Source organism: Mesorhizobium sp. M8A.F.Ca.ET.218.01.1.1, assembly GCF_004791165.1.
Lineage (GTDB): Bacteria > Pseudomonadota > Alphaproteobacteria > Rhizobiales > Rhizobiaceae > Mesorhizobium.
In genome coordinates, this window is record NZ_SRUZ01000003.1 from 833,358 (window position 1) to 856,384 (window position 23,027).

A 23,027-nucleotide genomic window follows, 5' to 3' on the forward strand; every position below is an offset into this window, starting at 1 on the left:
CCGGCTCAGTAACGGAACTGTTCGGCCAGGATGCGCTCGTTCCAGGAGTGATTGGGATCGAACAGCAAAGTCGCCGTGGCCGTCGGCGATTCCCGCACCGTAACCGAGGTCACCGCCTTGACCTCCGTGTGGTCGGCGGCAGCGTTCACCGGCCGCTTTTCCGGCTCCAGAATGTCGAAGCGCACGCTCGCCTTGTTGGAAAGCAATGCGCCGCGCCAGCGTCGCGGACGAAACGGGCTGACCGGCGTGAGAGCCAGAAGTGGCGCATCGAGCGGCAGGATCGGGCCGTGCGCGGAAAGATTGTACGCGGTCGATCCGGCCGGCGTCGCGATCATGACGCCGTCGCAGCTCAGTTCCTCCAACCGTACCTGGTCATCGACGCTGATGCGGATCTTGGCCGTCTGATAGGATTGGCGCCACAGCGCAACTTCGTTGATCGCCACCGCCGTGAGGTGTTCGCCGTCCGAGGTGGTTGCCAGCATCTCCAGCGGTCGGATCGTTTCGGCGACCGCAGCCGCGATGCGCTCGGTGAGCCCGCCGGACCGATACTCATTCATCAGGAAGCCGATCGTGCCACGGTTCATGCCGTAGACTTTCTTTCCCGTACCCATCGTTTCGCGCAAGGTCTGCAGCAGGAAGCCGTCACCGCCCAGCGCCACCACGACAGTCGCTTCGGCGACAGAACATTGACCGTAGCGCGCCGACAGGCTCTCCAGCGCCGCCTTGGCGTCCGTTGTGTCGGACGAGACGAAAGCGATGCTGTTGGCGGCTGTGCTCATGGCTTCCCGATCGCGACCGATTGGCGCCGGCAGGTACTGGCCGCGCCAGCGCCGGGGTAGCATGGGGCGGGCGGGTCTGCAAAGAGACCCTCTGCCAGTTCGCGCAGCGACGCGCGGCAGCGCCGCCGCACGGGGCGGTCGCGGTTGATGTCGTGGCGCGATCGAATGTGATCGTTAAGGTCGGGCTTAAGGCCTCGTAAAGCCGGATCGATCATGTTAGCCGGCATGGGTGGCGTGGGGCGCCCGCGGCACCGCCTTATCCTTCGGGACGCAAAGGACGCTGCGGTACGGTAGATTTGTGTGCAAGATCCCGCGGATCCTAATGCCAGCGGGACATGCGCCAGCCAGACGAGGCCGACACATTGCCGGTAGCACGCCTGATCATCGTCTTTGTCATGTTGGGAAGTTTCGCGCTTGTCTTCGCTGAACTGGTGCGCCAGTCGGAACAAATGAGCGCCAGACCGGTTCCCACCGCGTCACGCTGCGGTGATGCCGCCGGGATGCCTTGCCCGCAAAGGGCCCTGTAGGCCGCCAGATACGCTGACCGATCGGCACCATCCGAGTATCGCCGAGCTCGACAGGCACCTGCCGTTATCCTGAGGTGGCAGATCACCGGCTGGCGCAAGACCGGTTTATTTCGCTCCCCGGCCGCCCCGCTGGGTGATCGGCGCTGCTGTACCCCATTGTTCGCCTCGTACCTCCGCCGGCGTCGCGTCCACCATCACCTGCACGTTGGCGCTGCCGCAAAATGTACTATCTGGCCAAGTCGTCACAAAGATATTGACTGTACGTTTAGTTATAATTATCGCTTGTAACGAAAACAGAGTTGGCCAGCCGGTATGCGCCGGTGAATGGCTACGAAACAAAGGGGAATGTCTTGGCAGTCATCCGGCAAGGTCCGGTGCGTCGAGGTGCTGTGCGCCGATGGTTCCGCCAGACCCTTGAGGTTGCGGTCGGCGGATACGGCTTTCTTTCGTCAGCAGGAATGGACCCGAGGCGACGCCGCCGCCGGTCCCAACAATGGGAGCAACTCGCATGAACTGGAAACTGACCGCGGCTGCCGTCGGGCTGTCGCTGTTCGCCGTAACCGGCGTTGCCCGCGCCGATGGCGAACTCAACATCTATAATTGGGGCAATTACACCAGCCCGGACCTCATCAAGAAGTTCGAGGAGACCTACAAGATCAAGGTCACCGTGACCGACTACGACTCCAACGACACCGCGTTGGCCAAGGTCCGCCAGGGTGCTTCCGGCTATGACATCGTCGTGCCCTCGGCCAGCGTCGTGCCGATCTGGATCAGCGAAGGCCTGCTGCTGGAAACCGATCCCAACGCAATGGAGAATTTCAGGAATGTCGATCCCAGGTGGGTCGACGTTCCTTTTGATCCGGGCCGCAAATACACCGTTCCCTGGCAGTGGGGAACGACAGGCATTTCGGTGAACAAGTCGGTCTATGCCGGGGACCCCAACACGTCGGCGCTGTTCCTCGACCCGCCGGCCGAGCTCGTCGGCAAGATCAATGTCGTGCCCGAAATGGGGGACATCATGTTCCTCGCCATCGCCTATGAAGGCGGCCAGTACTGCACCAACGACATGCAGGTGCTGAAGAAGGTGCACGACAAGCTGGTCGAGGCGAAGGCGAAATGGCTTTCGCTCGACTATGCGGCGGTCGATGGCCTGGGCAGGGGCGATATCGCCGCCGGCGTCAACTGGAACGGCATATCGCTGCGCGAACGGCTGCAGAACGACAAGATCGTCTATGGCTACCCCAAGGAAGGCTTTCCGATCTGGATGGACAATGTCGCCGTCCTCAAGGACGCCAAGAACGTCGACAATGCCAAGCTCTTCCAGAATTTCATCATGGACCCGAAGAACGCCGCGATGATTTCGGCTTTCGCCCGCTATTCGAACGGGATCAAGGGCTCGGACGCCTTCATGCCCGACGATATGAAGAACGCGCCTGAGGTGAATATCCCGGCGGAGTTCGCCGCCAAGGGCCAGTTCATGCCGGCCTGCCCGCCGGATGTGCAGGCGCTTTACACGAAAATCTGGACCGACCTCCAGAAGTAGCGCCACCAGCCAAACCCAACAAAGAGCCACCGGGCCGCGATGCGCGGTCCGGCCACCTTCATGCCAGGTGCGATCACGTGATCGCGGGAGATTTTCTATGTCCGATCTCGACCTTTGCTACATGCCCGCCAGCGAGGCGTTGCGGCTGTTCAAGGCGAGGAAACTCTCGCCCGTCGAACTGATGCAGGCCACCATCCGCCGCGCCGAGGCCACCAAATCGGCGATCAACTGCTTCACCTTCACGCATTTCGAGGAGGCGATGAAGCTGGCCGCGAAAGCGGAGGCGAGATACGCCAAGGGCGCCAGGACCGGCGCGCTCGAGGGCCTGCCGATCGGCATCAAGGACGAGAGCTATATCAAGGGCAAGCCGACGTCGCATGGCTCGCTGCTGTCCAGGGATGCCATAAGCGGCCACACCTCGACGATGAATGAGCGCATCATCAAGGCCGGTGGCATCGTCCATGCGCGCACGGCTACGCCCGAATTCAGCTGCGCCGGTTATACCTGGTCGAAGCGGTGGGGCGTCACCCGCAACCCCTGGAACCGCGACTTCACGCCAGGTGGCTCGTCGGGAGGTTCGGCGGCAACGCTGGCTTCGGGCACGTCGTCGATCGCCACCGGCTCCGACATTGCCGGATCGATCCGTATTCCGGCGTCGGCCTGCGGTCTCGTCGGCTACAAGCCGCCTTATGGGCGCAACCCGGACGAGCCGCCCTTCAACCTCGATTTCTATTGCCACACCGGGCCGCTGGCCCGGAACGTCCGGGATGCGATCCTGCTGCAGAATGTCATGGCGGGGCCGAGTCCACTCGACATCGCCACGCTTCGCCCGAAGCTGCGGCTGCCGCTCGATTACCAGCCGATCAAGGGCTGGAAGATTGCCTTCTCGATGGACCTGGGCTCTTTCGAGGTCGACGCCGACGTCCGCGGCAACATGCTTGCCGCCTGCGACGTGTTCCGCTCGCTTGGGGCAACGGTCGAGGAAGTCGATCTCGGCTGGGATGACGGGGTGCTCAAGGCAGGAATGGCCTATCTGGAGCATCTTTTCGGCGCTTCGCTGTCGCAACTGCTTGCCGAGCACGGCAGCGACATGACCAGCTATGCCAGGCGGTTTGCCGAGGATGGGCAAAAATCCAAGGCCACCGACTTCGTCGCGACACTGGATGTGGCAGCACGGATGTATCAGACGCTGGGTCCGCTGCTGGAGACCTACAATGTGCTGATCTGCCCGACGAACGCGCTTCCCGCGGTGCCGGCGGAGTTCGACCAGACCACGGGAACCGTCGAGATCAACGGTAGAGAGGTGAACCCTTCGCTGGGCTGGGTGATGACGACGCCGTTCAACATGATGAGCCGCTGTCCGGTGCTTTCCATGCCGTCGGGGCGGGCGGCAAGCGGCGTGCCGACGGGCTTCCAGATCGTCGGCCGCACCTATAGCGATGCCGATGTCTTCCGGGCCGCGATGGCCTATGAAACGGCACAGGGGCAATGGTACACAAGCGCCGGAACGCGCCCATCGCTTTGATCTGGCGATGCAAGGGAAATTGACGAAGATGGTGCAACGCAAAGCTACGGCAAAGCGCACGGTCGCGACAGCCAAGGGCAGGGCTTCGGCCAATGACGCCGCGCCCAAGGACCGCCGCCGCGAGCGCGGCGAAGCCAGCGTGCAGCGCATTCTCGACGCCACAATCGAGCTCATCGCTGAGGAGGGGCTGGCGAGCGTCACCATGCAGCGTATCGCCGAGCATGTCGGCTCGTCCAACGCCCTGGTGGTCTTTCACTTCCGCAGCAAGGAGAATTTGTTCAGGGCAGTGCTTCAGTATCTCAGCGATCAATATGACGCGCTGTGGCTCGCCCTGGTGCGGGCGCCCGGCCTGACGCCGGTCGAAAGGCTGCTGGGAGCAGTAGACTGCGCGCAACGCTTTGCCCGGCAGCATCCGAAATGGGTGTCGGTCTTTGTCGTGTTCTCCAGCGACCGCAAGAGCATGCAGATTTACAATGAAATCGGCCTGCCCAGCGATCTCGCCTACACCGCCGAAGCGCGGGAACTGCTGGTCGAGATTGCGCGCGACGGGGGTTACGGCGGCGTCGACATCCACACGCTGTCGGAGAGCCTGAATTACCTCGTTCACGGAGCATGGTACTGGGATCACCTCAACCCGTCCGGCCGCGACACCGACGTGCTGCGCAAGACCATGCTGCTGCTGCTGCATCAGGCCTTTCCACGGCATTTCGACTTGCTGCGGTAAACTCGCCCCTCAAGGGCTCTGCCGCAGATGGCAGCCGGCCTGCCGCTTCCGCGCCAGGTATTCGTCGATCAACTGGAGGTAGCGCACCTTTCCGAAGCTCGGGAAATGGCCGCCATGCACGACTGAGACGTCGAGATCGCGCATGGCGAGCAGTGTCGCCATGTAGTCGGAAATATCCGAGTGGTAGACATCATCGATCAGCGGGCCGTCATAGATGATGTCGCCGGACAGCAGGATGCCGGTCTTCTTCTCGTACAGCGCAATGCCGCCGGGCGAATGGCCTGGCGTGTGGACGACCTCGAAGGCGCGGTCGCCGAGATCGATGATGTCGCCATGCGCGAGCAGACGGCCGGCCGGCGCGGGCTGGATGCGGTAGCGTGCTGTTTCCCAGCCTTTTGGCTGGCGGTCGAACATGTCGTCGGTCGCATAGGTACCTGCAGCGGTCCATTCGTTGCGAGGATCGGCCAGGATTGCCGCTTCAGCCCCATGCACGCAGCGATCGGGGAATTCATGGTGGCAGCCGATATGGTCGAAATGCGTGTGGCTGGCGACGCAGGTCAGCTTGCGCTCGCTCACCAGGGGCACATGGGTGCGCAGGCTGAAATGGCCGAGACCACTGTCGAACAGGAGATCGCGGTCGCGGCCGCGCACATGCCACATGTTGCAGCGGAAGAACGGCTTGATCCAGGGCTCGTGGATCAGCGTGATGCCGTCGGCCATGCGGATGGTCTCGTACCAGTCCGGTGCGTCGATGACCGCGAGCATGCCCATGTTCAATCCGCCAGCAGGATGATCTGGTCGGTATCGCACGAAATCGCCACCGTGTCGCCCGGCCGGACAGTGGCGGTAGCGGGCAGCTTGGCGATGAACTGCAAGGAGGGTTCTTCGACGGACGTCGCAAGCATGCGCTTGAAACTGCCCTGGAAGACGACGTCGCTCACGTCCGCCTTGCCGAGCTTCGTGCCACCCGAAGTCGTGCCCAGCACGAGGTGCTCAGGCCGTATGGCCAATGCGGCCGCCGACCCCAACGGCAACGCACTGGGCAGCAACACCGGTCCGACCGGCGTCGCGACGGTGCTCGTCCGGTCCCCGGTCTCCACGACCGTGCCGGCAAGGATCGTGCTCTCGCCCATGAAGGTCGCGGAAAAGCGCGTCGCCGGCCTGGCATAGACGCGCTCGGGCGGCCCTTCGTCCTCGATGCGGCCGTCATTCATCACCACGCAATGGTCGGCCAGCGCCATCGCTTCTTCCTGGTCGTGGGTGACATGAATGAAGGCGGTGCCGACGCGCTTCTGGATCGCCTTCAATTCGTCCTGCATCTGGCGGCGCAGTTTGAGGTCGAGCGCGCCGAGCGGCTCATCGAGCAGGAGCACTGCCGGCTCGATGACCAGCGCGCGCGCCAATGCGACGCGCTGGCGCTGGCCGCCGGAAAGATGGTGCGGCTTCTTGTCGAAGGCGGCGGCCAGCCCCACCAGTGCCAGGGCTTCGCGTGCTTTTGCCGCCCGCGTCGCGCCGTCGACACCCTGCATGCGCAGGCCGAAGCCGACATTGCCGCCGACGCTCATATGCGGGAACAGCGCATAATCCTGGAAGACCGTCGTCGTCGGGCGCTTGGCCGGCGGCACGAAGGTGCAGTCCTGGCCGCGGATGAGAACCTTGCCTTCGCTGGGGTTGACGAAGCCCCCGAGAATGGAGAGCAGCGTCGTCTTGCCGGAGCCCGAGGGTCCGAGCAGGATCGTATAGCTGCCGGTCTCTATCGTCAGCGAGACGCTTTTCAGCACGGGATGCTGGCCGAAGCGGTGCGAGACGTCGCGGATATCGACCAGGGGCGCGTTCATGCCGGCTTTCTCCGCAGCAAGGTCAGTTCGAAGAACACCACCAGCACGATCGAGACGGCAAAGACGAGCGACCCGACGGCATTGGTCTTGGGGTTGAGGCCGGAGCGCAGCAGGTTCCAGATTTCCACCGGCAGCGTGGTGTCGAAGCGGGTGAGCAGGAAGGAGATAACGAACTCATCCCAGGAGAAGGTCATCGACAGGAAGAAGCCGGCGAAAATGGCCGGCGCCATCACCGGCACGCTGATCAGCAGCAGCACCTTCCATTCAGGCGCGCCAAGATCGCGTGCGGCGCGCTCGATGTTGATCTGGTGGTCGCCCATCTGGCTGTAGATGATGGCAAAACACAGCGGCAGGTTGATCACGACATGGCCGATGCCGGCGGCAAGCAGCGACTTCGGCACGCCGGCCCAGTTGAACAGCACCAAAAGCCCCATGCCGATGATGAGGTAGCTCACCGTCAACGGCAGTGTGATCAGCCCGCGCAGCAGACCCGAGCCGGGCAGCACAAAACGCGCGAAACCCCAGGCCGAAAGGAAGCTGAGCGTGACGGCGGTGGCCGAGGAAAGCACCGCGACCGACAGCGAATTGACGAGTGCCGACGTCAGCCGCCTATCTGAGAGAACAGCCTCGTACCAGCGCAGCGACGGGCCGGTGAATGGCGGAATCGGGAAGGAGGTCGATTGCAGCGAGAACAGCACCAGCACGACGACCGGCAGGAAGATGAAGCCATAGACGGCAAGCGCGTAAATCCACGAAGCGATGCGGACAATCCTGTGCATGCTCAGGCCCGCTCGATCTTCAGCCAGCGGGCGCAGGCGAGGTAGGCAATGGTGACGACCGCCATCAGGATGATCGACAGCGCCGAGGCCAGCGGAAAGTCGCCGCGACGGCCGATCTGCATCATCACCAACTGCGGCATCAGAAGCTCGTTGTTGCCGCCGAGGATTTGCGGTGTGATGTAGTCGCCGATGCACAGCACGAAGGTGAGGAACGCGCCCACCATGATGCCCGGCAAGGTCAGCGGCAGGATGACATGCAGGAAGGTGCGCACCGGCCCGGCGCCGAGATCGGCGGCGGCCTTGCGGTAGCTCGGGCTGAGCTGCTTCAGATTGGCGAAGATGGTCAGCGTCAAAAGCATGACGAAGAAATGCACGAAGCCGGTGACGGTGGCCAAGCGCGTATTGGCGAGCTGCAGCGGCTCGCTGATCAGGCCAGAACCGGTCAACGCGCGGTTGATGACGCCGTTCTGCGCCAGCACCAGCAGCCACGAATAGGAGCGCACGACATAGGAGGTCCAGAACGGCAGCACGGCCAGCATCAGCGCCAGCCGCTGCCAGCGCTCCGGCACCTGTTCGGCCAGGATCCAGGCGAAGGGATAGGCGAGCAGCACGGAGACCACGGTGACGATGGCGGTGACCTGCAGCGAGTTCACCATCGCCTGCCAGTAGGAGGGATTGCTGAAGAACTGGCTGTAGTTGGCAAGCGTGAAGCCGCCGTTCTCATGCGACGTGAGGCTCGAAAACCCCATGGCCACGAACGGGAGCACGAAGAACAGCAGCGTCCAGCCCAGTGCCGGCGTGACCAGCGCCCAGGGCAGGGCACGCCCGCTGTTTCCTGTCGAGTTCATGAGCCGCGGTCGCTCACTTGGCCTGCAGCATTTCGGTCCACATATCCTGCATCTTCTTGTCGAGATCGGCATTCGGCGCCGGATAGGCCTGCGCACGGGCGAGGAAGCCAGGCTGCTCGTCGAAGCGCAGGACCTTCTTTTGGTCATCGGTCAGTGTGGCCTTGGTGTTGGACGGCATGCCCCAGTAGCAGGACGACGTGGCAAGGCGCGCCTGGCCTTCCGGGCTCATGATGTACTGGATGAATTTCAGCGCCATGTCCTTGTTCTTGGAATCCTTGAACATGGCGAGCGACTGCGACCACAGCACCGCACCCTCTTTCGGAATGGAGAAGTCCAGCGCCGGGTTTTCCTTCGCAAGGCCTGCCGTCACCCATTCGCCGCCGCCGACCAATATGTCGACCTCGCCGGTCGCTAGCGCCGTCTGGCTGGCGGTGACTTCACCGACCAGCTTCGCATTGGCCTTCATCTTGAGAAGCTCTGCCTTGAGGGCGGGCAGATCGGCTTCGCCGAGGTCGGCCGTCTTCTTGCCGATGGCGAGAGCGGCCATGCCGATCACGGGAAGATAGTAGTCGTAGATGGCGACCTTGCCCTTGTATTTGTCGCTGCTCAGCGACGCCAAGGACTGCATGTCGGCCGGGTCGACCTTGGTCTTGTTGAAGCCGATCGTGTTGTAGCCGAACTTTTCGGTGATGCCGTAGCGCTTGCCGCCGACGACGGTCGATCCGTCCATCTTCACCTGCGGGAAGAGGTCGGCGAAGGGCAGCTTGTCTTCCGGCAGCGGCTCGAACAGGCCCTTTTCGACGCCGCGCGGCACGTCGATGCTGTCGATCACCATCACGTCCCAATCGCCCGGCTGCGACTGCTCGACAATGGCGAGGCCGGCGCCGGTGCCTTCGAATTCCTTGACGTTGACCTTGACGTTGTTGGCGGCCTCGAAGGGCTGCAGCAGCGCCGGATCGGAATGATCGCACCAGATCAACGCGTTGAGATCGGCGGCCTCGGCAAGGCTGCCCGCCGCAAGCAGCAATGCCGTGGCGGCGCACGCTGCGTGCAGCTGGCGTTTCAGGACGGAAAGCGGATTTCCGGATTTGATGGACATCGAGTGTTCTCCCTTGCCTTTATGGCTTCTTGCAAAAAATTGAACCAATTCTAAAATTGAGTCAATTCGATTTTTGTGGCAAGAGGCTGATATGAGCGGATTGCGGGCACGGCAAAAGGCGGACCGTCACAGGCGCATCATCGAGGCTGCGGCGGCACTTTTCCGCGAGGCCGGCTATGAGGGCGCCAAGATCGAGGCGATCGCCGCGCAGGCCGAAGTGTCGATCGGCACCATCTACAATTACTACCAGAACAAGGGCGACATCCTCGGCGCCATCGTCTCGCTGGAGGTCAACGAGGTGCTCAATGCCGGGCGCGGCGTGGTCGCCCGACCGCCGGCCAATGTCGGCGATGCGCTGGACACGCTGATCGGCATCTATATCGAGCACTCGCTGCACTATCTCAGCAAGGAGATGTGGCGGCAGGCAATGGCGATCTCGACGCAATTGCCCGACAGCCCGTTCGGCCAGGCTTACACCGGCCTCGACCGCTCGCTCACCGAACAGATCCGCGCGCTGATCGCCCGGCTGCAGGAGATTGGCCTGGTGCGGCAGGACATCGACGGCGCGGCGCTTGGCGAACTGATCTTCAACAACATGAACATGATGTTCATCGAATTCGTGAAACGCGAAGAGGCTAGGATACCGGAGCTGAGGGCAGCGATACGCAGGCAGAACAGGATATTGGTGGCGGCGATTGGAGTGTGAGGGAGTCAGGAGCAGGCAGGAGAAGTCGTCGCTTCGGCGTCACACGTCGTCTTACCCAAAGCTTGGCCCTTGAGTTGAGTTTGAAATCTGATACAACTTAGAGGGGCATAAAAGGGAGGGGTAAATGGGGGCGTTTTCCATCTGGCATTGGGTGATCGTGCTGCTGTTGATCGGCGTGCCTGTTTTCTTTGCTGTTCGATCAGCCGCGAAGCCGTCACAGAATCCTGAGGCTCTTGTGGGCTTCGGCGGCTGGCTGATGCTGCTGGCTATCGGTCAGACATTGTCACCGCTGCGCACACTCGCCGACTTCGCCAGCTCGGCCGACGGCTACCAGCAACTCATGATCCTCCCGAATGGCTCCCTGGCCGTGTATGGCGAGGTTGCTCTTAATCTGGCATTCCTGGCGCTTCAGCTGGTAGTGCTCGTTTCGATGCTGCGGCGAAGCCATCGCTTCCCGCAATTGTTTCTGCTTCAGTGGCTTGCGATCCCTGTCGTCTTTGTCCTGGACACGATCTGGATTGCCTCCATTCTCGGCGTTGCGGTGAACCAAGTGCTCGCAGGCAATGCGCTGGCGGCGCCGATAGCCTCGTTTGTTGGGACAGGCATCTGGGTCGCTTATGTCTACAGGTCCGTCAGGGTGCGGAATACGTTCACCAGGACGAACGTATCTGCCCAGCCAGCGAGTGCTTCATAGGGAATTGCACTCGCACCGAGCAGCATGCGACGCTCACCGATCACGGCCTGAAAGGCACGTTTGCAGGGTCAAGGGGCGGCATCTTGCCCAGCCCTGACCATCACATAGTCCTCGAAATGATACGGGCCCATTTGCACGGGTTCCAAACTCTCAATTGCAAAGCCTTGCGACTTGTAGAATACGATAGCTGTCTCATTGCGTTCGCTTACGTAAAGGGCCTGCGGGTGCTGCCTCCCGTAATGGTTCCTGATCGCCGCGATAAACCGCTTTCCGAGCCCCATGCCCCGAACGGACCGCAGCAGATAGAGTTTCTTGATCCACAGGCGTCCGTCTTTCAAGTAGGCCGACGCATAGCCAACGTCTTTCCCGTCAACCGAGGCGATCCAGTACAGGTGGCCTCGATCGCGGATGTCCGCACCAAGCGTGTCAAGCGAATACATGTCCGCTACCATTGGCGGGATCAGCTCGGCGCCAATCAGCGGCGCATAGTGCGCTGGCCAGATGACCAGGGCCAAGTCCCGGACCCGGTTGAGACCTGCCGCGTCGATCTGTGTAATGTCGGCGTTCGCCATGTCCCCAGCCCCTGTGAAATCCATTACCCCGGCTGAACATTACGCAGGGCAACCGCGCACGCAAGACGGTGTTCGTGGAAGTCCGGCGCCAAGGGTATCCTCACACAAACACCAGATAGAAGGGTCGCCTGCAAATGCACGCATTCTGCAGTATCAAACAGGCGCTAGCTCAGTAGGCCGACAACTAATCCGCAATGAATTCAATAATCAACGATGCCATCATTGCAAACGGTCGTTGTTAGGGGAATCGTGGGGTAAACTTGCCTATTCTGGGGGGAGGAAGCCCCACGCCATCCCCTCAGAACCCGGACGGGCCTAATTCCGAAGGCCCGTAGCGGCCTACCTCGCACCCCTTATCGCACTTTCGTGTATAGCAATAGAGCGATCAATATGTTTGTGTATCCTGCAGCAAAGAGGGGAGGATTGCATGCGTCTGCTTTTCTATGTCTTGTCGTGCCTGTTTGCATTGACGGGGGCCGCCTTAGCGCAAAGTGATTGCAACGCGATATTATCTGGCCTTATAAGCAATCGCACAACAATGCATGATGATAGATTTGAGTCTGACTACATTAACTGGTTAAATTCAAATGAAATGGCTACGAAAGAATCTGTTGCGAAACAGAGCGCCAACGCAGGTTTGACATTTTTGGTCGACGATATACCAGTCGATTTTTCAAGCGCTTGGGAGAAGGGCGAGACTCATAATGAAAGTTATAGCAAATCACTCGCAACTTACCTTTCCGAGCATAAAGCGGAAAGCCATAAATTTTTTGAAAAGGTTGTTGAAGCAAATTCTAGTGTCGTTTCAGCGTGGTCAAATTGTAATGACCACGGTCATCCTGGACTTTATTGCTCTGTGTCTCAGACATCAGATCCTGAGAGACTTGAGGTAAATATATTATACATACCAAACGCGGCGAGCGGAAGAACAATTGTGAAAGTAAAATCGATAGATTATGACGACAAGGTAATAAAGCCACTACGTAACTATGTCGGAATGGACATAGAATCTGCAAATCCATCAATAGTATCATTTCATCGGGTGACACACGATGGAGGACGTATAGTGATTACGACAGACCAAAAGGGGGTTAGCTGCGGTAGTACCAGCGGAATGCAATTCTTGCCTGTTGTAAAGGATTTTATTCGCGGTTGCGCTGAGGTTAAAGATGGGCAATGTGTAAAGTGCGTTGTTCCATTTTACACGGAGGGAGCTGGACCTACTGATGCAATGCCCCGAAACCTATTTTCGGCCGCTTGCTCTGAAATGCCTAAGGATCGGCCGGTTGAGATAAAAGTTACCGGAACGATTTTTATTACAGGTGCGAAAAAAGAATTGGGTTGTCGCATTACGACCCAGGTTGAATATCCCTCGGGAAATCCAATCGTAAACGATGCGACTAACAACTACTGCGAAAACTCGCTGACCTCCGACACTGGTTTTAAGCCTATGACGCAGCTGCCTTTCGCGAACCTTGCCTTGGTCCGCTGCACAAATGATACGAATAACGTCGTATGCCAAGTTAAAGGTCAGATAGAATTCTCGACGCCTTAAGCTGCGTAACGACTGGTACCGCTTTTTGGTACATGTCTGTGGCAAGGCGACGGCTCTGGGGACAGGCGTCTCTCTATTGGGCGCATATTGTAGTCTGATAGAGAGGACGACCACTCCAGGGGCCAGCGTACGGCCATCGTTGATGGCAGCGTGAGTGCCCCCTTGGATCGACCTCGCCGTAGGCGATCTGCGCGAATGGCAAACATTGCGCGGATCGTCCAAAAACTGCTCGCATCATCCTGTTGGGAAACCCGCAGCGCTCATCAATTGCCACGGCAAAAAGGGCTTTCAGCTTTTAGCACGGTTGAGCGTGCGCGATTTTGCAATATTTGCGACCGTGGCGGGCAAAATTCACAGGCTGCCACGGAAATGAATGCGCCACCCTAGTTGCGAGCTGTGGCGTCCCAACTTGGTCTATGCACTACGACCATCACTGCGAACGCTAGGAAGGTAAAGAATGGCTCTCTCTGATCGGAATGGTCTTGCAGGATTGCCTTACACCGTCGTACGGATTCGTGCAGGAGACAGAGCAAACAATAGAGCGGTCCACACCGGGACGGGATTCTTCTATCGACTGAAGGTCGATGAGAAAGATGTTCCACTGATTGTCTCCAACAAGCACGTGTTGAGCGGAAAAACGTGGATCGAATTCGATTTCGCTGCCATCGATCATCAGGGAAACCGTGTTTTCGGGCCTTCCAACAAGGTGCGGGTCGAACCTGGACAGTTGCCAATCTTTGAACACCCTGATGAAAACGTCGATTTGGCTGCGATCCCGCTCAATCCAATGATCGAAGGCTTGATAGGGGACGGCAAAAATCCACATCTTTTGCAACTTACCAAAGACAACTTCGCATTATCTCACGTCGAGGCGATCCTGCACGCTGCAACCAGCGTTCTCATGGTCGGCTTTCCAAATGGAATTATGGACGAAGCAAACAATCTTCCCGTGGTGCGACGTGGAACGCTGGCCACCCACTATCGAGCCAACTACCTCGGGCAAACTAATTTCGTGATTGATATCGCTGCTTTCGGAGGTTCATCCGGCTCACCTATTTTTGCATTTTTTGAAAGCATGATGCCCGATGGTCAGGGCAACGTAGCCCTAATTGCCGAGCCACAAATCTTCCTGATCGGCGTCCTCCACTCGGGGCCAATGATGACGGCGGAGGGTAAGATAGTTCCCGCGCCAGTCCCTACGAATTTTCAGGTCGCACGCACGGACGTGACAATACACTTAGGCTATTGCGTCAAGGCGTTTCGAATTGAAGAGATGGGGTTGGCGATCGACGCGTATGTGGCAGAGAACCCGCAAAGCATGGGTGGCGACAGAGCCACCTGAACTCCAATTTATCCCTTGCTGCACCCGACTTTGCACAATTGCACTTGTACCCCAGAGGTTACCCAAGACGGCCTGATCCAGCACCTTTTGAGTGTGGAAATGCGACTAAGTAGCTGATTTTGGTGCCCCCGGACGGAATCGAACCGCCGACCTTCGGTTTACAAAACCGCTGCTCTACCAGCTGAGCTACAAGGGCACGGCGCTCCGGTTAGCATATTTGTTGCGCCAGTAAAGACAAAACTCCGTTTTTGGACCTCAGCCGTGGTGGATGATGCTCCGAGCCTGCGTGCTGAAATCCGCGAAGGCGCTTCCTACATAACGGGGCAGGTGCAAATGCGCTGAACGGAGTGTCGCATGATACGGCTTGTCATCATTCTCCCTATCGTTGTCGTGGCATGGATGCTGCTGGTGAAGCTCATCAGTGACGTGAAGAAGGCCAATGTCGACTGGACCGGCGTCACCACGATCATCGGCTTCATCGCGCTCGCTTTCTGGCTGCGCCATATCACCGGCATGGGGTGAGAAAATAGGGAATAGGGAATGGGGGTTGCATCGTTCGGATGCGCATGGTGCCGTTTCGCTACTGCCTACTGCCTACTGCCTACTGCCTACTGCCTACTGCCTACTGCCTACTGCCTACTGCCACAAAAAATCTCCTGATCCTGTCGAACCTTTCGCTGCCCAACGCCGACTGATCCTCAGAGGCGAATGGTCGCCTCGATCAGAGATCCAGGAGATCATCATGTTCAAGCGCAGTTTCGTTTCCGGCCTCCTCGCCATCGTCGTTGCAACCGGCGCGCTCGCCAGCACCGTTCAGTCTTCGTCGGCTCATGGCATGCATCGCCATCATCATTACGACGACTACCTCTACTACCAGGATTACCCGGACTACCCGGATTACTGGTGGGTCTATGGCCACCATCACCATCACCATCATCATCGCCACCACATCATCATCTACTGAGCGCAGTCTCGCGGCGTGATTGAAGACACCAGTGCAGGAAAGGGCGGCTTCGGCCGCCCTTTTGCATGGATACGGCGCCTCCTGTCGCCGCCACGGGCGATGACGCGATTGGCGCAATGTGCCGAAGCGCACGGGTCTCGATGATCAACGCCGGCGAGGGCCGCCGCCTTTTCAGGCAGCGGATTCCTGCTTGTTCGAAAAAAATCAAAACCCCGTCGAACCTTTTTCAATGCCGCGGCGACAGATGATCAAGAGGCGGATGGATCGCCTCGGTCAACGAAGCAAGGAGATCGTCATGTTCAAGCGCACACTCGTTTCCGGCCTCATCGCCACCACCGTCGCCGCCGCCGCTTTGGTCGGCACCGTCCAGCCCTCGGCGGCTCACTCGCATCACCACGACCTCGGCATCGGCATCGCCGCCGGCGTCGGCGGTTTCGTCCTGGGCAGCCTGCTTGCCCAGCAGCAGCCGCGCACTGTCTATGTCGACGAAGATGGCGGTTCCTGGCACGTCCGCCGCTGCTTCGAGCGCTACGCGAGCTACGATCCGGATTCCGACACCTATATCGGCCATGATGGCTACAGCCACTATTGCCGGCTCTGAGGGGAGGCAGACGACAGGAAGGTGGACCAACGACAGGAAAGAGGGGTTGCTAGGCAGCCCCTCTTTGTCGTTTGAACACCGTCTTTTTCTAGAGGTGCGTCTTCGTGTCGGTGTCGAGGGTCGGCAAACCGGCCGCGCGGCAGGAGCCGCCAATTTGAAGCCGGGCTGCCTCCGTCTCGTCGCCTATCGCCACCAGTTCAAAGCTGCTTGCGGCTTCCGGATAGACCTTGGCGATGAATGGCTTGTCGCCATGGACGCCCGACGAGGCCTTGGCGCTGACGGTGCCGCAGATCACAATCTCCCGGTGGCCGTTCAGCGTTCGCTCGCCGGCGAGCATCGTCCCGAACTTGGCGGAGGCCGGATCCGGCAGGTGTTGGCGGACACCGGACGTGATGATCTCCTCCAGCGCCAGCGAGATCGGAATGGGATTGACGCGTTGGTCGCCGGCATCGGGTCGAGGTGCCGCCGCCACGCACCCGTAAAGTGAAGTCACAAGCAAAAGCTGAACCGGTTTCCTCATTCGCGCCCTTTCGCATGCATCCAGGCGCCACGGCAAGACGGTCAAATCCCATGCGGCCGGCGGTATACAGCGATTTTCGGAGCGTCTAGTCTTATCCCGGTGCCAACTGAGGGGAGGGTGGCTTGGACGAGCAGGACCCGAAAGAAGACCTGATCGAAACGGTTTTCCGCAACGGCACGGTCACCACTGTCGGCATCCTGCTGGCATTTTCGTTGGGCTTCATAACCCATTGGGCCGCCAACCCGATCCCGTGGCAGACCTACCACCTTGTCGCCGTTCTGCCGATCCTGGTCGGCATCGCCTTGCAGATGCGGGCACTGTCGCTGCTGCTCGACACAAGGTCCCTGCAGCGGCGGGTCTATGAGCGCGCCAACCGCATCTTCATGGCCGGCCTCGTCTTCACCGCCTGCGGCGTCGGCATGGCGATCCTGCTCGATTTCTTCGACATAGCGGCCAAAAGCGCGCTGCCCGGCGCGGGTTGATCAGCCGGCTTGCACGCCGCCGATCATCCGCGTCACTTCGGTTGCCGCATTGCGCACCAACGGTCCGATCTCGGCCAGCCGCTCCGGCGTCACCCGCACGGTCGGCCCCGACACCGAAACCCCGCCGATCGGTTCGCCATACTCGTTGAAGATGGCGGCGGCGACGCAACGCATGCCGGGGTGGCGCTCCTCGTCGTCGACCGACCAACCGCGATGCTTGATAACAGCCAGATCGTGGGCGAGGGCGGAGATGTCGGACAGGGTCTTGTCCGTATAGCGCTGCAGGCCCGCCTTGCGCAGGATGGTGCCGACGCGCTCCGGTTCGAGATGCGCCAGCACCGCCTTGCCGATGCCGGAAGCATGGAAGGGGCTGCGCGTGCCGGGCCGGAAGAAGGCGCGGATCGCCTGATGCGTCTCGACCTGGCTGACGAAGACCACGCAGTCATCTTCGGCGACGCCGAGATTGGCGGTCTCGCCGGTATTCTCCATCAATTCCTGCATGACGATGCGGGCGCGGTCGACCAGCTTGCGGCGGCGCAGGAACGCCGCGCCCATGCGGTAGGTCTCGACACCGATCGACCAGAGCTGGTCTGACGTATCGAACTCGACCATGCCGTGGTTCTGGAGTGTCGTCAGCATGCGGTAGGCGGTGGAGGCGGCGAGCCCGCTTTGCGCCGATATCTCGCTCAGCGACAGGCCGCTGCCTTCCGCGACAATGGCCAGGATACGCAAGGCCCGGTCGAGCGATTGCACCGAGGAAGCTTCGGCTGGACCGTTGAAGGAGCGCGGGCGCCCGCGCTGACGTTTTTCGCTGGTTTCCATGGTCGGCATTCTCGGCCGTTTCTGCCAAGATGCAATGAAAAAGTTTTTCATGAAATTTTCGGTGCAAATCCTGGAAAAGGGAAAAGGAAACAAAATCAGTTGGTAGAAGCTGTTTTCTAGAAATGAAAAAATATTCTGGAAAAATTGAAAAATTACCCGCCCGGTGACATCCTTAGCCATCCAACAATCATCTCGTGGAGGCTGGAAATGGCCAGGATGCGCGCTGTCGATGCCGCTGTTCTCGTTCTCGAAAAGGAAGGCATTTCCTGCGCCTTCGGCGTGCCGGGCGCGGCGATCAATCCGCTGTATTCCGCGATGAAGGCGAGGGGCACCATCCGCCATGTCCTTGCCCGTCACGTCGAGGGCGCCTCGCATATGGCCGAAGGCTATACCCGCGCCAAGGCGGGCAATATCGGTCTTTGTATCGGCACTTCGGGGCCGGCCGGCACCGACATGATCACCGGGCTCTATTCGGCCGCGGCCGATTCCATTCCGATCCTGTGCATCACCGGACAGGCGCCGCGCGCGCGCCTCAACAAGGAGGATTTCCAGGCCGTCGACATCGCCGCCATCGCTGCGCCCGTCGCCAAATGGGCGGTGACGGTGATGGAGCCCTATCTGGTGCCGATGGCGCTGCAGAAGGCGTTCCACTTGATGCGCTCGTCGCGCCCAGGTCCGGTGCTGATCGACCTGCCGGTCGACGTCCAGCTGGCCGAGATCGAGTTCGACATCGATGCCTATGAGCTGCTGGCGCCGTTCAAGCCGGCGATGACCCGCGCCCAGGCTGAAAAGGCGCTGGCGATGCTCAATGGGGCTGAGAAGCCGCTGATCGTCGCCGGCGGCGGCATCATCAATGCCGACGCGTCCGACCTGTTGATCGAATTTGCCGAGATTGCGGGCGTTCCGGTCATCCCGACGCTGATGGGCTGGGGCGCCATCCCCGACGACCACCGGCTGATGGCCGGGATGTGTGGACTGCAGACCTCGCACCGTTACGGTAATGCGACGATGCTGGAAGCCGACTTCGTCTTCGGCATCGGCAACCGCTGGGCCAACCGCCACACCGGCTCGGTGGACGTCTATACCAGGGGAAAAAAATTCATCCATGTCGACATCGAGCCAACGCAGATCGGCCGTGTCTTCGCGCCGGATCTCGGCGTTGTCTCGGATGCGGGTGCGGCGCTGAAGATCCTGCTCGACGTCGCCACCGAGTGGAAGACGGCGGGCAAGCTGCGCGACTGGTCGGGCTGGGCCAAGGAATGCCAGGACCGCAAGAAGACCATGAAACGCAAGACCCATTTCGACCAGGTGCCGCTGAAGCCGCAGCGTGTCTACGAGGAGATGAACAAGGCGTTTGGCCGCGACGTCACCTATGTCACCACGATCGGCCTGTCACAGATTGCCGGCGCGCAGTTCCTGCATGTCTACAAGCCGCGCAACTGGATCAATTGCGGCCAGGCCGGCCCGCTCGGCTGGACCCTGCCGGCAGCACTCGGCGTGCGCGCCGCCGATCCCGACCGCACCATCGTGGCGCTGTCGGGCGACTATGATTTCCAGTTCATGATCGAGGAACTGGCCGTCGGCGCGCAGCACAAGCTGCCCTACATCCATGTCGTCGTGAACAACGCCTATCTTGGCCTGATCCGCCAGGCGCAGCGCGGCTTCTCGATGGACTATGAGGTGAGCCTGGCCTTCGAGAACATCAACCGGACTGACGATCCGGAGGCCGGCTACGGCGTCGACCATGTCGCCGTCGCCGAGGCGATGGGCTGCAAGGCGGTCAGGGTGCGCAAGCCGGAGGAATTCGCCGGCGCCTTCAAGCAAGCGGAGCGGTTGATGAAGGAACACCAGGTTCCGGTCGTGCTCGAATTCATTCTCGAACGCGTCACCAACATCTCGATGGGCACCGAGATCGACAAGATCACCGAATTCGAGGACCTTGCCGAACGTCAGGAAGACGCGCCGACCGCGATCGTGATGCTCGACTGATTTTGTTTGAGCATCGGATTGCCCCAAAACTGGTTTCCACTTTTGGGTCCGATACTCCAGGGAGAAAAAGAATGCCGCGTTTTTCAGCCAATCTGTCGATGCTCTTTGGCGAGGACGATTTCCTCGACCGCTTCGATGCCGCCGCCCGCGCCGGCTTCAAGGGTGTCGAATATATCGGCCCTTATGATCATGCGCCCGAGGTGGTCGCCGCCCGCCTGAATAAGAACGGCCTGACCCAAGTGCTGTTCAACCTGCCTGCGGGCGACTGGGCCAAGGGCGAGCGCGGCATCGCCGTGCTGCCGGACCGCGTGCCGGAGTTCCGCCAGGGCATCGCCAAGGCGATCGCCTATGCGCAGGCGCTGGATTGCAAGCAGGTCAACTGCCTGGCCGGCATTGCGCCGCAGGGCATTGCACGGGACACGCTTGAAAATGTCTTCGCCGAAAACCTTGCCTTCGCGGCGGAGAAACTGGAGCAGGCCGGCATCAAGTTGCTGATCGAACCGATCAACACGCGCGATATCGAGGGTTTCTTCCTCAATTATTCCGACCAGGCGCTAGCGCTGATCGACCGCATCGGCTCCAAGAACCTGTTCCTGCAATACGACATCTACCACATGCAGATCATGGAGGGGGATCTCGCCCGTACCATCGAAGCGAACCTTCCCCGCATCGCGCATATCCAGCTTGCGGACAATCCCGGCCGTCACGAGCCGGGGACGGGCGAGATCAATTTTCCGTTCCTCTACGAACACATCGACCGGATTGGTTATTCCGGCTGGGTGGGTGCGGAATACAAGCCAAAGGCGGGTACGGACGCCGGGCTGGGCTGGTTTCGGGAATTAGCCGGGCAGGGCAGCGCGGCGGCTTAGCCGTCGGGAACTACCAACGTCGGCGCTGCCCTCACCCTTGCCCTCTCCCCGTGAAGAACGGGGAGAGGGCATCGCCAGCGTCGGAGCGCTTCCCTTCTCCCCGTCACTATACGGGGAGAAGGTGCCGGCAGGCGGATGAGGGGCAGCGCCAGCCTTTCGACGAAGTCGAACGAGATATTCAGGAGAACCACAATGGAAACCATAGGCTTCATCGGCCTCGGCATCATGGGCGCGCCGATGGCGGGGCACCTGCTCGATGCCGGCTATAGGGTCATCGCCAGTGACCATCGCTCGAAGCCACCAGCCGATCTTGCCGCCAAGGGGCTGAAGACTGTCACCGGCCATGCCGCCGTGGCCAAGGCGGCCGACATCATCATCACCATGGTTCCCGACACACCGCAGGTGGCCGACGTTCTGTTCGGCGACAACGGCGTTGCCGTTGGCCTCTCCGAAGGCAAGCTCGTCATCGACATGAGTTCGATCTCGCCGATCGAGACCAAGGAATTCGCAAAGAAGATCAACGAACTCGGCTGCGACTATCTCGACGCGCCGGTTTCGGGCGGCGAAGTCGGCGCCAAGGCCGCATCCCTCACCATCATGGTCGGCGGCGACGAAAAGACCTTCGAGCGCGCGAAACCCGTGTTCGAGAAAATGGGCAAGAACATCACTTTGGTCGGGCCGAATGGCGTCGGACAGACGACCAAGGTCGCCAATCAGATCGTCGTCGCACTGACCATTGAAGCCGTCGCCGAAGCGCTTGTTTTTGCATCGAAAGCCGGCGCAGACCCGGCCAAGGTCAGGCAAGCGCTGATGGGCGGGCTGGCAGCGTCGCGCATTCTCGAAGTGCATGGCGAGCGCATGGTCAAGCGCACTTTCGCGCCGGGCTTCCGCATCGAACTGCACCAGAAGGATCTCAACCTGGCGCTGGAGGGTGCGAAGGCGCTCGGCGTGTCGCTGCCCAATACATCGACCACCCAGCAGTTGTTCAACTCCTGCGCCGCTAATGGCGGGGCGAAGGAGGATCACTCGGCGCTGGTCAGGGCGCTGGAGCGGATGGCCAATTTCGAGGTCGGCGGCGAGGCGGCTGAAGTGAAGGGCAAAGCGGCATAGGCGGGAGAGGGCGGCACAATGTTCCCAGGCCGCCAGCTCTTGTCCTACACAAGAACGGGTTCCAGCGCTGTCGCTGGAACCCGTTTCTCGTTTCGAGATGTTTTGGCAGGCGGCTTGCCGCGGCTCAGCCGCGCTTCAGAAATGCCCGCGCCGCATAAAGGCTCACCGCCGCGGCGTTCGACACGTTGAGCGAGCGGATGGCGCCGGGCATGTCGAGGCGGGCCAGTGTCGTCACCGTCTCGCGCGTCTTCTGGCGTAGGCCCTTGCCCTCGGCGCCGAGTACCAGTGCTATCCTGTCGCCGGCAAAGCTGGTTTCGAGTTCCGCCTGCCCGTCCGAATCGAGCCCGATGGTCTGGAAGCCGGCCTCGTGCAGTTGGCCGAGCGCGTCGGCGAGGTTCTTCACCTCGATCTGGTCGATATGCTCCAGCGCGCCGGAGGCGGATTTCGCCAGCACGCCCGATTCTTGCGGGCTATGGCGCGCCGTGGTGATCAGCGCGCCGGCGCCGAAGGCGACCGCCGAACGCAGGATGGCGCCGACATTGTGCGGATCGGTGACCTGGTCGAGCACCAGCACCAGCCTGGTGTCGCCAAGCGCGTCGAGGCGCTTGGGCTTCAGCGGCTCGGCCTCTATCAGCACGCCCTGATGCACGGCGTCCGACCCGGTGACCTTGTCGATGTCCCTGGGTTCGACCAGTTCCGCCTTGAAGGGCAGGGCGGCAAGATCACCGATCTCGAGCCGTTCGGCGGCATTGCGTGTCACCAGCATTTTTTTGATCCGGCGGCGCGGATTGTCGAGCGCGGCTCGCACAGTGTGCAGGCCATAAAGGCGCACCAGGCCATCCCCGGCGTTTTCGCCCGGTGGTACGGGTTGGCGAGGCCTGAACGCCGGCGCGCCGCCGCTTTTCTCGTCGCGAAAGGCGCGGCGGAGCTTGGCGTAGTGGGTGTCTTTCGGGGTGTTGGAATTGTTGCTCATGGCCGGCTTCTATAGCCGTCTCCTCCCGCCAAGGATATGCCCTGTCGCCGCAGCCGGCGAACAACATCGAAAAACCCTTCCTGCGCGGTTGACACCCACTGGCCTTGCCGCCATAAGGCGCTTCGCTGATTTCGGAGAAGACAACTCGGGTCCGGATCGGCGTGAA

24 protein-coding genes and 1 tRNA gene are annotated in these 23,027 nt (G+C 60.7%); 14 read left to right on the plus strand and 11 right to left on the minus strand.

Annotated elements, in window-relative coordinates; translation table 11 throughout:
- Positions 1 to 5: 5 nt before the first annotated feature.
- Complete coding sequence (locus EN861_RS15375) at positions 6 to 779, minus strand: NAD kinase (protein ID WP_127280995.1); 774 nt, start codon at positions 777 to 779, stop codon at positions 6 to 8.
- 1,035 nt (positions 780 to 1,814) lie between these two features.
- Here EN861_RS15375 and EN861_RS15385 point away from each other — a divergent pair.
- From EN861_RS15385 to EN861_RS15395, 3 genes are all read left to right on the plus strand, one after another.
- A complete protein-coding gene (locus EN861_RS15385; RefSeq protein WP_127281143.1) occupies positions 1,815 to 2,849 on the plus strand; it encodes an extracellular solute-binding protein in 1,035 nt (344 codons plus the stop codon).
- Positions 2,850 to 2,946: 97 nt separating this feature from the next.
- Positions 2,947 to 4,374 carry an amidase gene (locus EN861_RS15390; protein ID WP_127869397.1) on the plus strand — a complete coding sequence of 476 codons (1,428 nt, stop codon included), beginning with the start codon at positions 2,947 to 2,949 and terminating at the stop codon, positions 4,372 to 4,374.
- 28 nt (positions 4,375 to 4,402) lie between these two features.
- On the plus strand, positions 4,403 to 5,098 hold the full coding sequence (locus EN861_RS15395; RefSeq protein ID WP_127280421.1) for a TetR/AcrR family transcriptional regulator: 696 nt from the start codon (positions 4,403 to 4,405) through the stop codon (positions 5,096 to 5,098).
- A 9-nt stretch (positions 5,099 to 5,107) separates the two neighbouring features.
- Here EN861_RS15395 and EN861_RS15400 read toward each other — a convergent pair whose 3' ends face one another.
- From EN861_RS15400 to EN861_RS15420, 5 genes are read right to left on the minus strand one after another with little or no spacing between them, the layout of a single operon-like run.
- Complete coding sequence (locus EN861_RS15400) at positions 5,108 to 5,869, minus strand: MBL fold metallo-hydrolase (protein WP_127280420.1); 762 nt, start codon at positions 5,867 to 5,869, stop codon at positions 5,108 to 5,110.
- A 2-nt stretch (positions 5,870 to 5,871) separates the two neighbouring features.
- Positions 5,872 to 6,936 (minus strand): ABC transporter ATP-binding protein, encoded by a 1,065-nt coding sequence (locus tag EN861_RS15405; protein WP_127280419.1) that lies wholly within the window; start codon positions 6,934 to 6,936, stop codon positions 5,872 to 5,874.
- Entirely contained in the window at positions 6,933 to 7,715 is a 783-nt protein-coding gene (locus tag EN861_RS15410) for an ABC transporter permease (protein WP_127280418.1), read from the minus strand. The genes EN861_RS15405 and EN861_RS15410 overlap by 4 nt, the downstream gene beginning before the upstream one ends.
- A 2-nt stretch (positions 7,716 to 7,717) precedes the next feature.
- The gene (locus tag EN861_RS15415) at positions 7,718 to 8,563 is read right to left on the minus strand and encodes an ABC transporter permease (RefSeq protein ID WP_135864242.1); all 846 of its coding nucleotides are present in this window, start codon (positions 8,561 to 8,563) and stop codon (positions 7,718 to 7,720) included.
- Between the two features lie 13 nt (positions 8,564 to 8,576).
- Positions 8,577 to 9,662 carry a spermidine/putrescine ABC transporter substrate-binding protein gene (locus EN861_RS15420; protein ID WP_135864244.1) on the minus strand — a complete coding sequence of 362 codons (1,086 nt, stop codon included), beginning with the start codon at positions 9,660 to 9,662 and terminating at the stop codon, positions 8,577 to 8,579.
- Positions 9,663 to 9,753: 91 nt separating this feature from the next.
- Between EN861_RS15420 and EN861_RS15425 the strand changes: the two genes are divergently transcribed.
- Both EN861_RS15425 and EN861_RS15430 read left to right on the plus strand, forming a co-directional pair.
- Entirely contained in the window at positions 9,754 to 10,368 is a 615-nt protein-coding gene (locus EN861_RS15425; RefSeq protein WP_127869391.1) for a TetR/AcrR family transcriptional regulator, read from the plus strand.
- Positions 10,369 to 10,492: 124 nt separating this feature from the next.
- Positions 10,493 to 11,062 carry a DUF2569 family protein gene (locus EN861_RS15430; protein WP_127869390.1) on the plus strand — a complete coding sequence of 190 codons (570 nt, stop codon included), beginning with the start codon at positions 10,493 to 10,495 and terminating at the stop codon, positions 11,060 to 11,062.
- Positions 11,063 to 11,130: 68 nt separating this feature from the next.
- Here the strand turns inward: EN861_RS15430 and EN861_RS15435 are convergent, their stop codons facing one another.
- On the minus strand, positions 11,131 to 11,634 hold the full coding sequence (locus EN861_RS15435; RefSeq protein WP_167531228.1) for a GNAT family N-acetyltransferase: 504 nt from the start codon (positions 11,632 to 11,634) through the stop codon (positions 11,131 to 11,133).
- Between the two features lie 427 nt (positions 11,635 to 12,061).
- Here EN861_RS15435 and EN861_RS15440 point away from each other — a divergent pair, with 427 nt between their 5' ends.
- Positions 12,062 to 13,189, plus strand: a complete 1,128-nt coding sequence (locus tag EN861_RS15440; RefSeq protein WP_127869388.1) for a hypothetical protein — start codon at positions 12,062 to 12,064, stop codon at positions 13,187 to 13,189.
- 457 nt (positions 13,190 to 13,646) lie between these two features.
- Positions 13,647 to 14,531, plus strand: coding sequence for a serine protease (locus EN861_RS15445; RefSeq protein WP_127869387.1), 885 nt, complete (start codon positions 13,647 to 13,649; stop codon positions 14,529 to 14,531).
- 120 nt (positions 14,532 to 14,651) lie between these two features.
- Here EN861_RS15445 and EN861_RS15450 read toward each other — a convergent pair.
- Positions 14,652 to 14,727 (minus strand) — tRNA-Thr (locus EN861_RS15450).
- Positions 14,728 to 14,885: 158 nt separating this feature from the next.
- Here EN861_RS15450 and EN861_RS15455 point away from each other — a divergent pair.
- The 3 genes from EN861_RS15455 to EN861_RS15465 all read left to right on the plus strand — a co-directional run bounded on the left by EN861_RS15455 (position 14,886) and on the right by EN861_RS15465 (position 16,096).
- Positions 14,886 to 15,053, plus strand: coding sequence for a hypothetical protein (locus tag EN861_RS15455; protein ID WP_127279640.1), 168 nt, complete (start codon positions 14,886 to 14,888; stop codon positions 15,051 to 15,053).
- 220 nt (positions 15,054 to 15,273) lie between these two features.
- Positions 15,274 to 15,495: a hypothetical protein gene (locus EN861_RS15460; protein ID WP_127279641.1), complete on the plus strand. Its 222-nt coding sequence runs from the start codon at positions 15,274 to 15,276 to the stop codon at positions 15,493 to 15,495.
- Between the two features lie 295 nt (positions 15,496 to 15,790).
- Positions 15,791 to 16,096, plus strand: coding sequence for a BA14K family protein (locus EN861_RS15465; protein WP_127279642.1), 306 nt, complete (start codon positions 15,791 to 15,793; stop codon positions 16,094 to 16,096).
- Between the two features lie 88 nt (positions 16,097 to 16,184).
- Here the strand turns inward: EN861_RS15465 and EN861_RS15470 are convergent, their stop codons facing one another.
- The gene (locus EN861_RS15470; protein WP_127279643.1) at positions 16,185 to 16,616 is read right to left on the minus strand and encodes a hypothetical protein; all 432 of its coding nucleotides are present in this window, start codon (positions 16,614 to 16,616) and stop codon (positions 16,185 to 16,187) included.
- Between the two features lie 122 nt (positions 16,617 to 16,738).
- Between EN861_RS15470 and EN861_RS15475 the strand changes: the two genes are divergently transcribed.
- Positions 16,739 to 17,098 (plus strand): hypothetical protein, encoded by a 360-nt coding sequence (locus EN861_RS15475; RefSeq protein ID WP_127279644.1) that lies wholly within the window; start codon positions 16,739 to 16,741, stop codon positions 17,096 to 17,098.
- Here the strand turns inward: EN861_RS15475 and bhcR are convergent, their stop codons facing one another.
- Positions 17,099 to 17,920 carry an HTH-type transcriptional regulator BhcR gene (gene bhcR / locus EN861_RS15480; protein ID WP_135864246.1) on the minus strand — a complete coding sequence of 274 codons (822 nt, stop codon included), beginning with the start codon at positions 17,918 to 17,920 and terminating at the stop codon, positions 17,099 to 17,101.
- Between the two features lie 207 nt (positions 17,921 to 18,127).
- On the opposite strand from bhcR, the gene gcl reads away from it, so the two are divergent.
- The 3 genes from gcl (at position 18,128) to EN861_RS15500 (ending at position 21,888) form a co-directional block, all read left to right on the plus strand.
- Positions 18,128 to 19,909, plus strand: coding sequence for a glyoxylate carboligase (gcl, locus tag EN861_RS15485; RefSeq protein ID WP_135864249.1), 1,782 nt, complete (start codon positions 18,128 to 18,130; stop codon positions 19,907 to 19,909).
- A 71-nt stretch (positions 19,910 to 19,980) separates the two neighbouring features.
- A complete protein-coding gene (hyi, locus tag EN861_RS15490; RefSeq protein WP_135864251.1) occupies positions 19,981 to 20,778 on the plus strand; it encodes a hydroxypyruvate isomerase in 798 nt (265 codons plus the stop codon).
- 135 nt (positions 20,779 to 20,913) lie between these two features.
- Positions 20,914 to 21,888 carry a 2-hydroxy-3-oxopropionate reductase gene (locus EN861_RS15500; protein WP_127280218.1) on the plus strand — a complete coding sequence of 325 codons (975 nt, stop codon included), beginning with the start codon at positions 20,914 to 20,916 and terminating at the stop codon, positions 21,886 to 21,888.
- 124 nt (positions 21,889 to 22,012) lie between these two features.
- On the opposite strand, the gene EN861_RS15505 is transcribed toward EN861_RS15500, so the two are convergent.
- Entirely contained in the window at positions 22,013 to 22,861 is an 849-nt protein-coding gene (locus EN861_RS15505; protein ID WP_135864256.1) for an RNA methyltransferase, read from the minus strand.
- Positions 22,862 to 23,027: the final 166 nt, after the last annotated feature.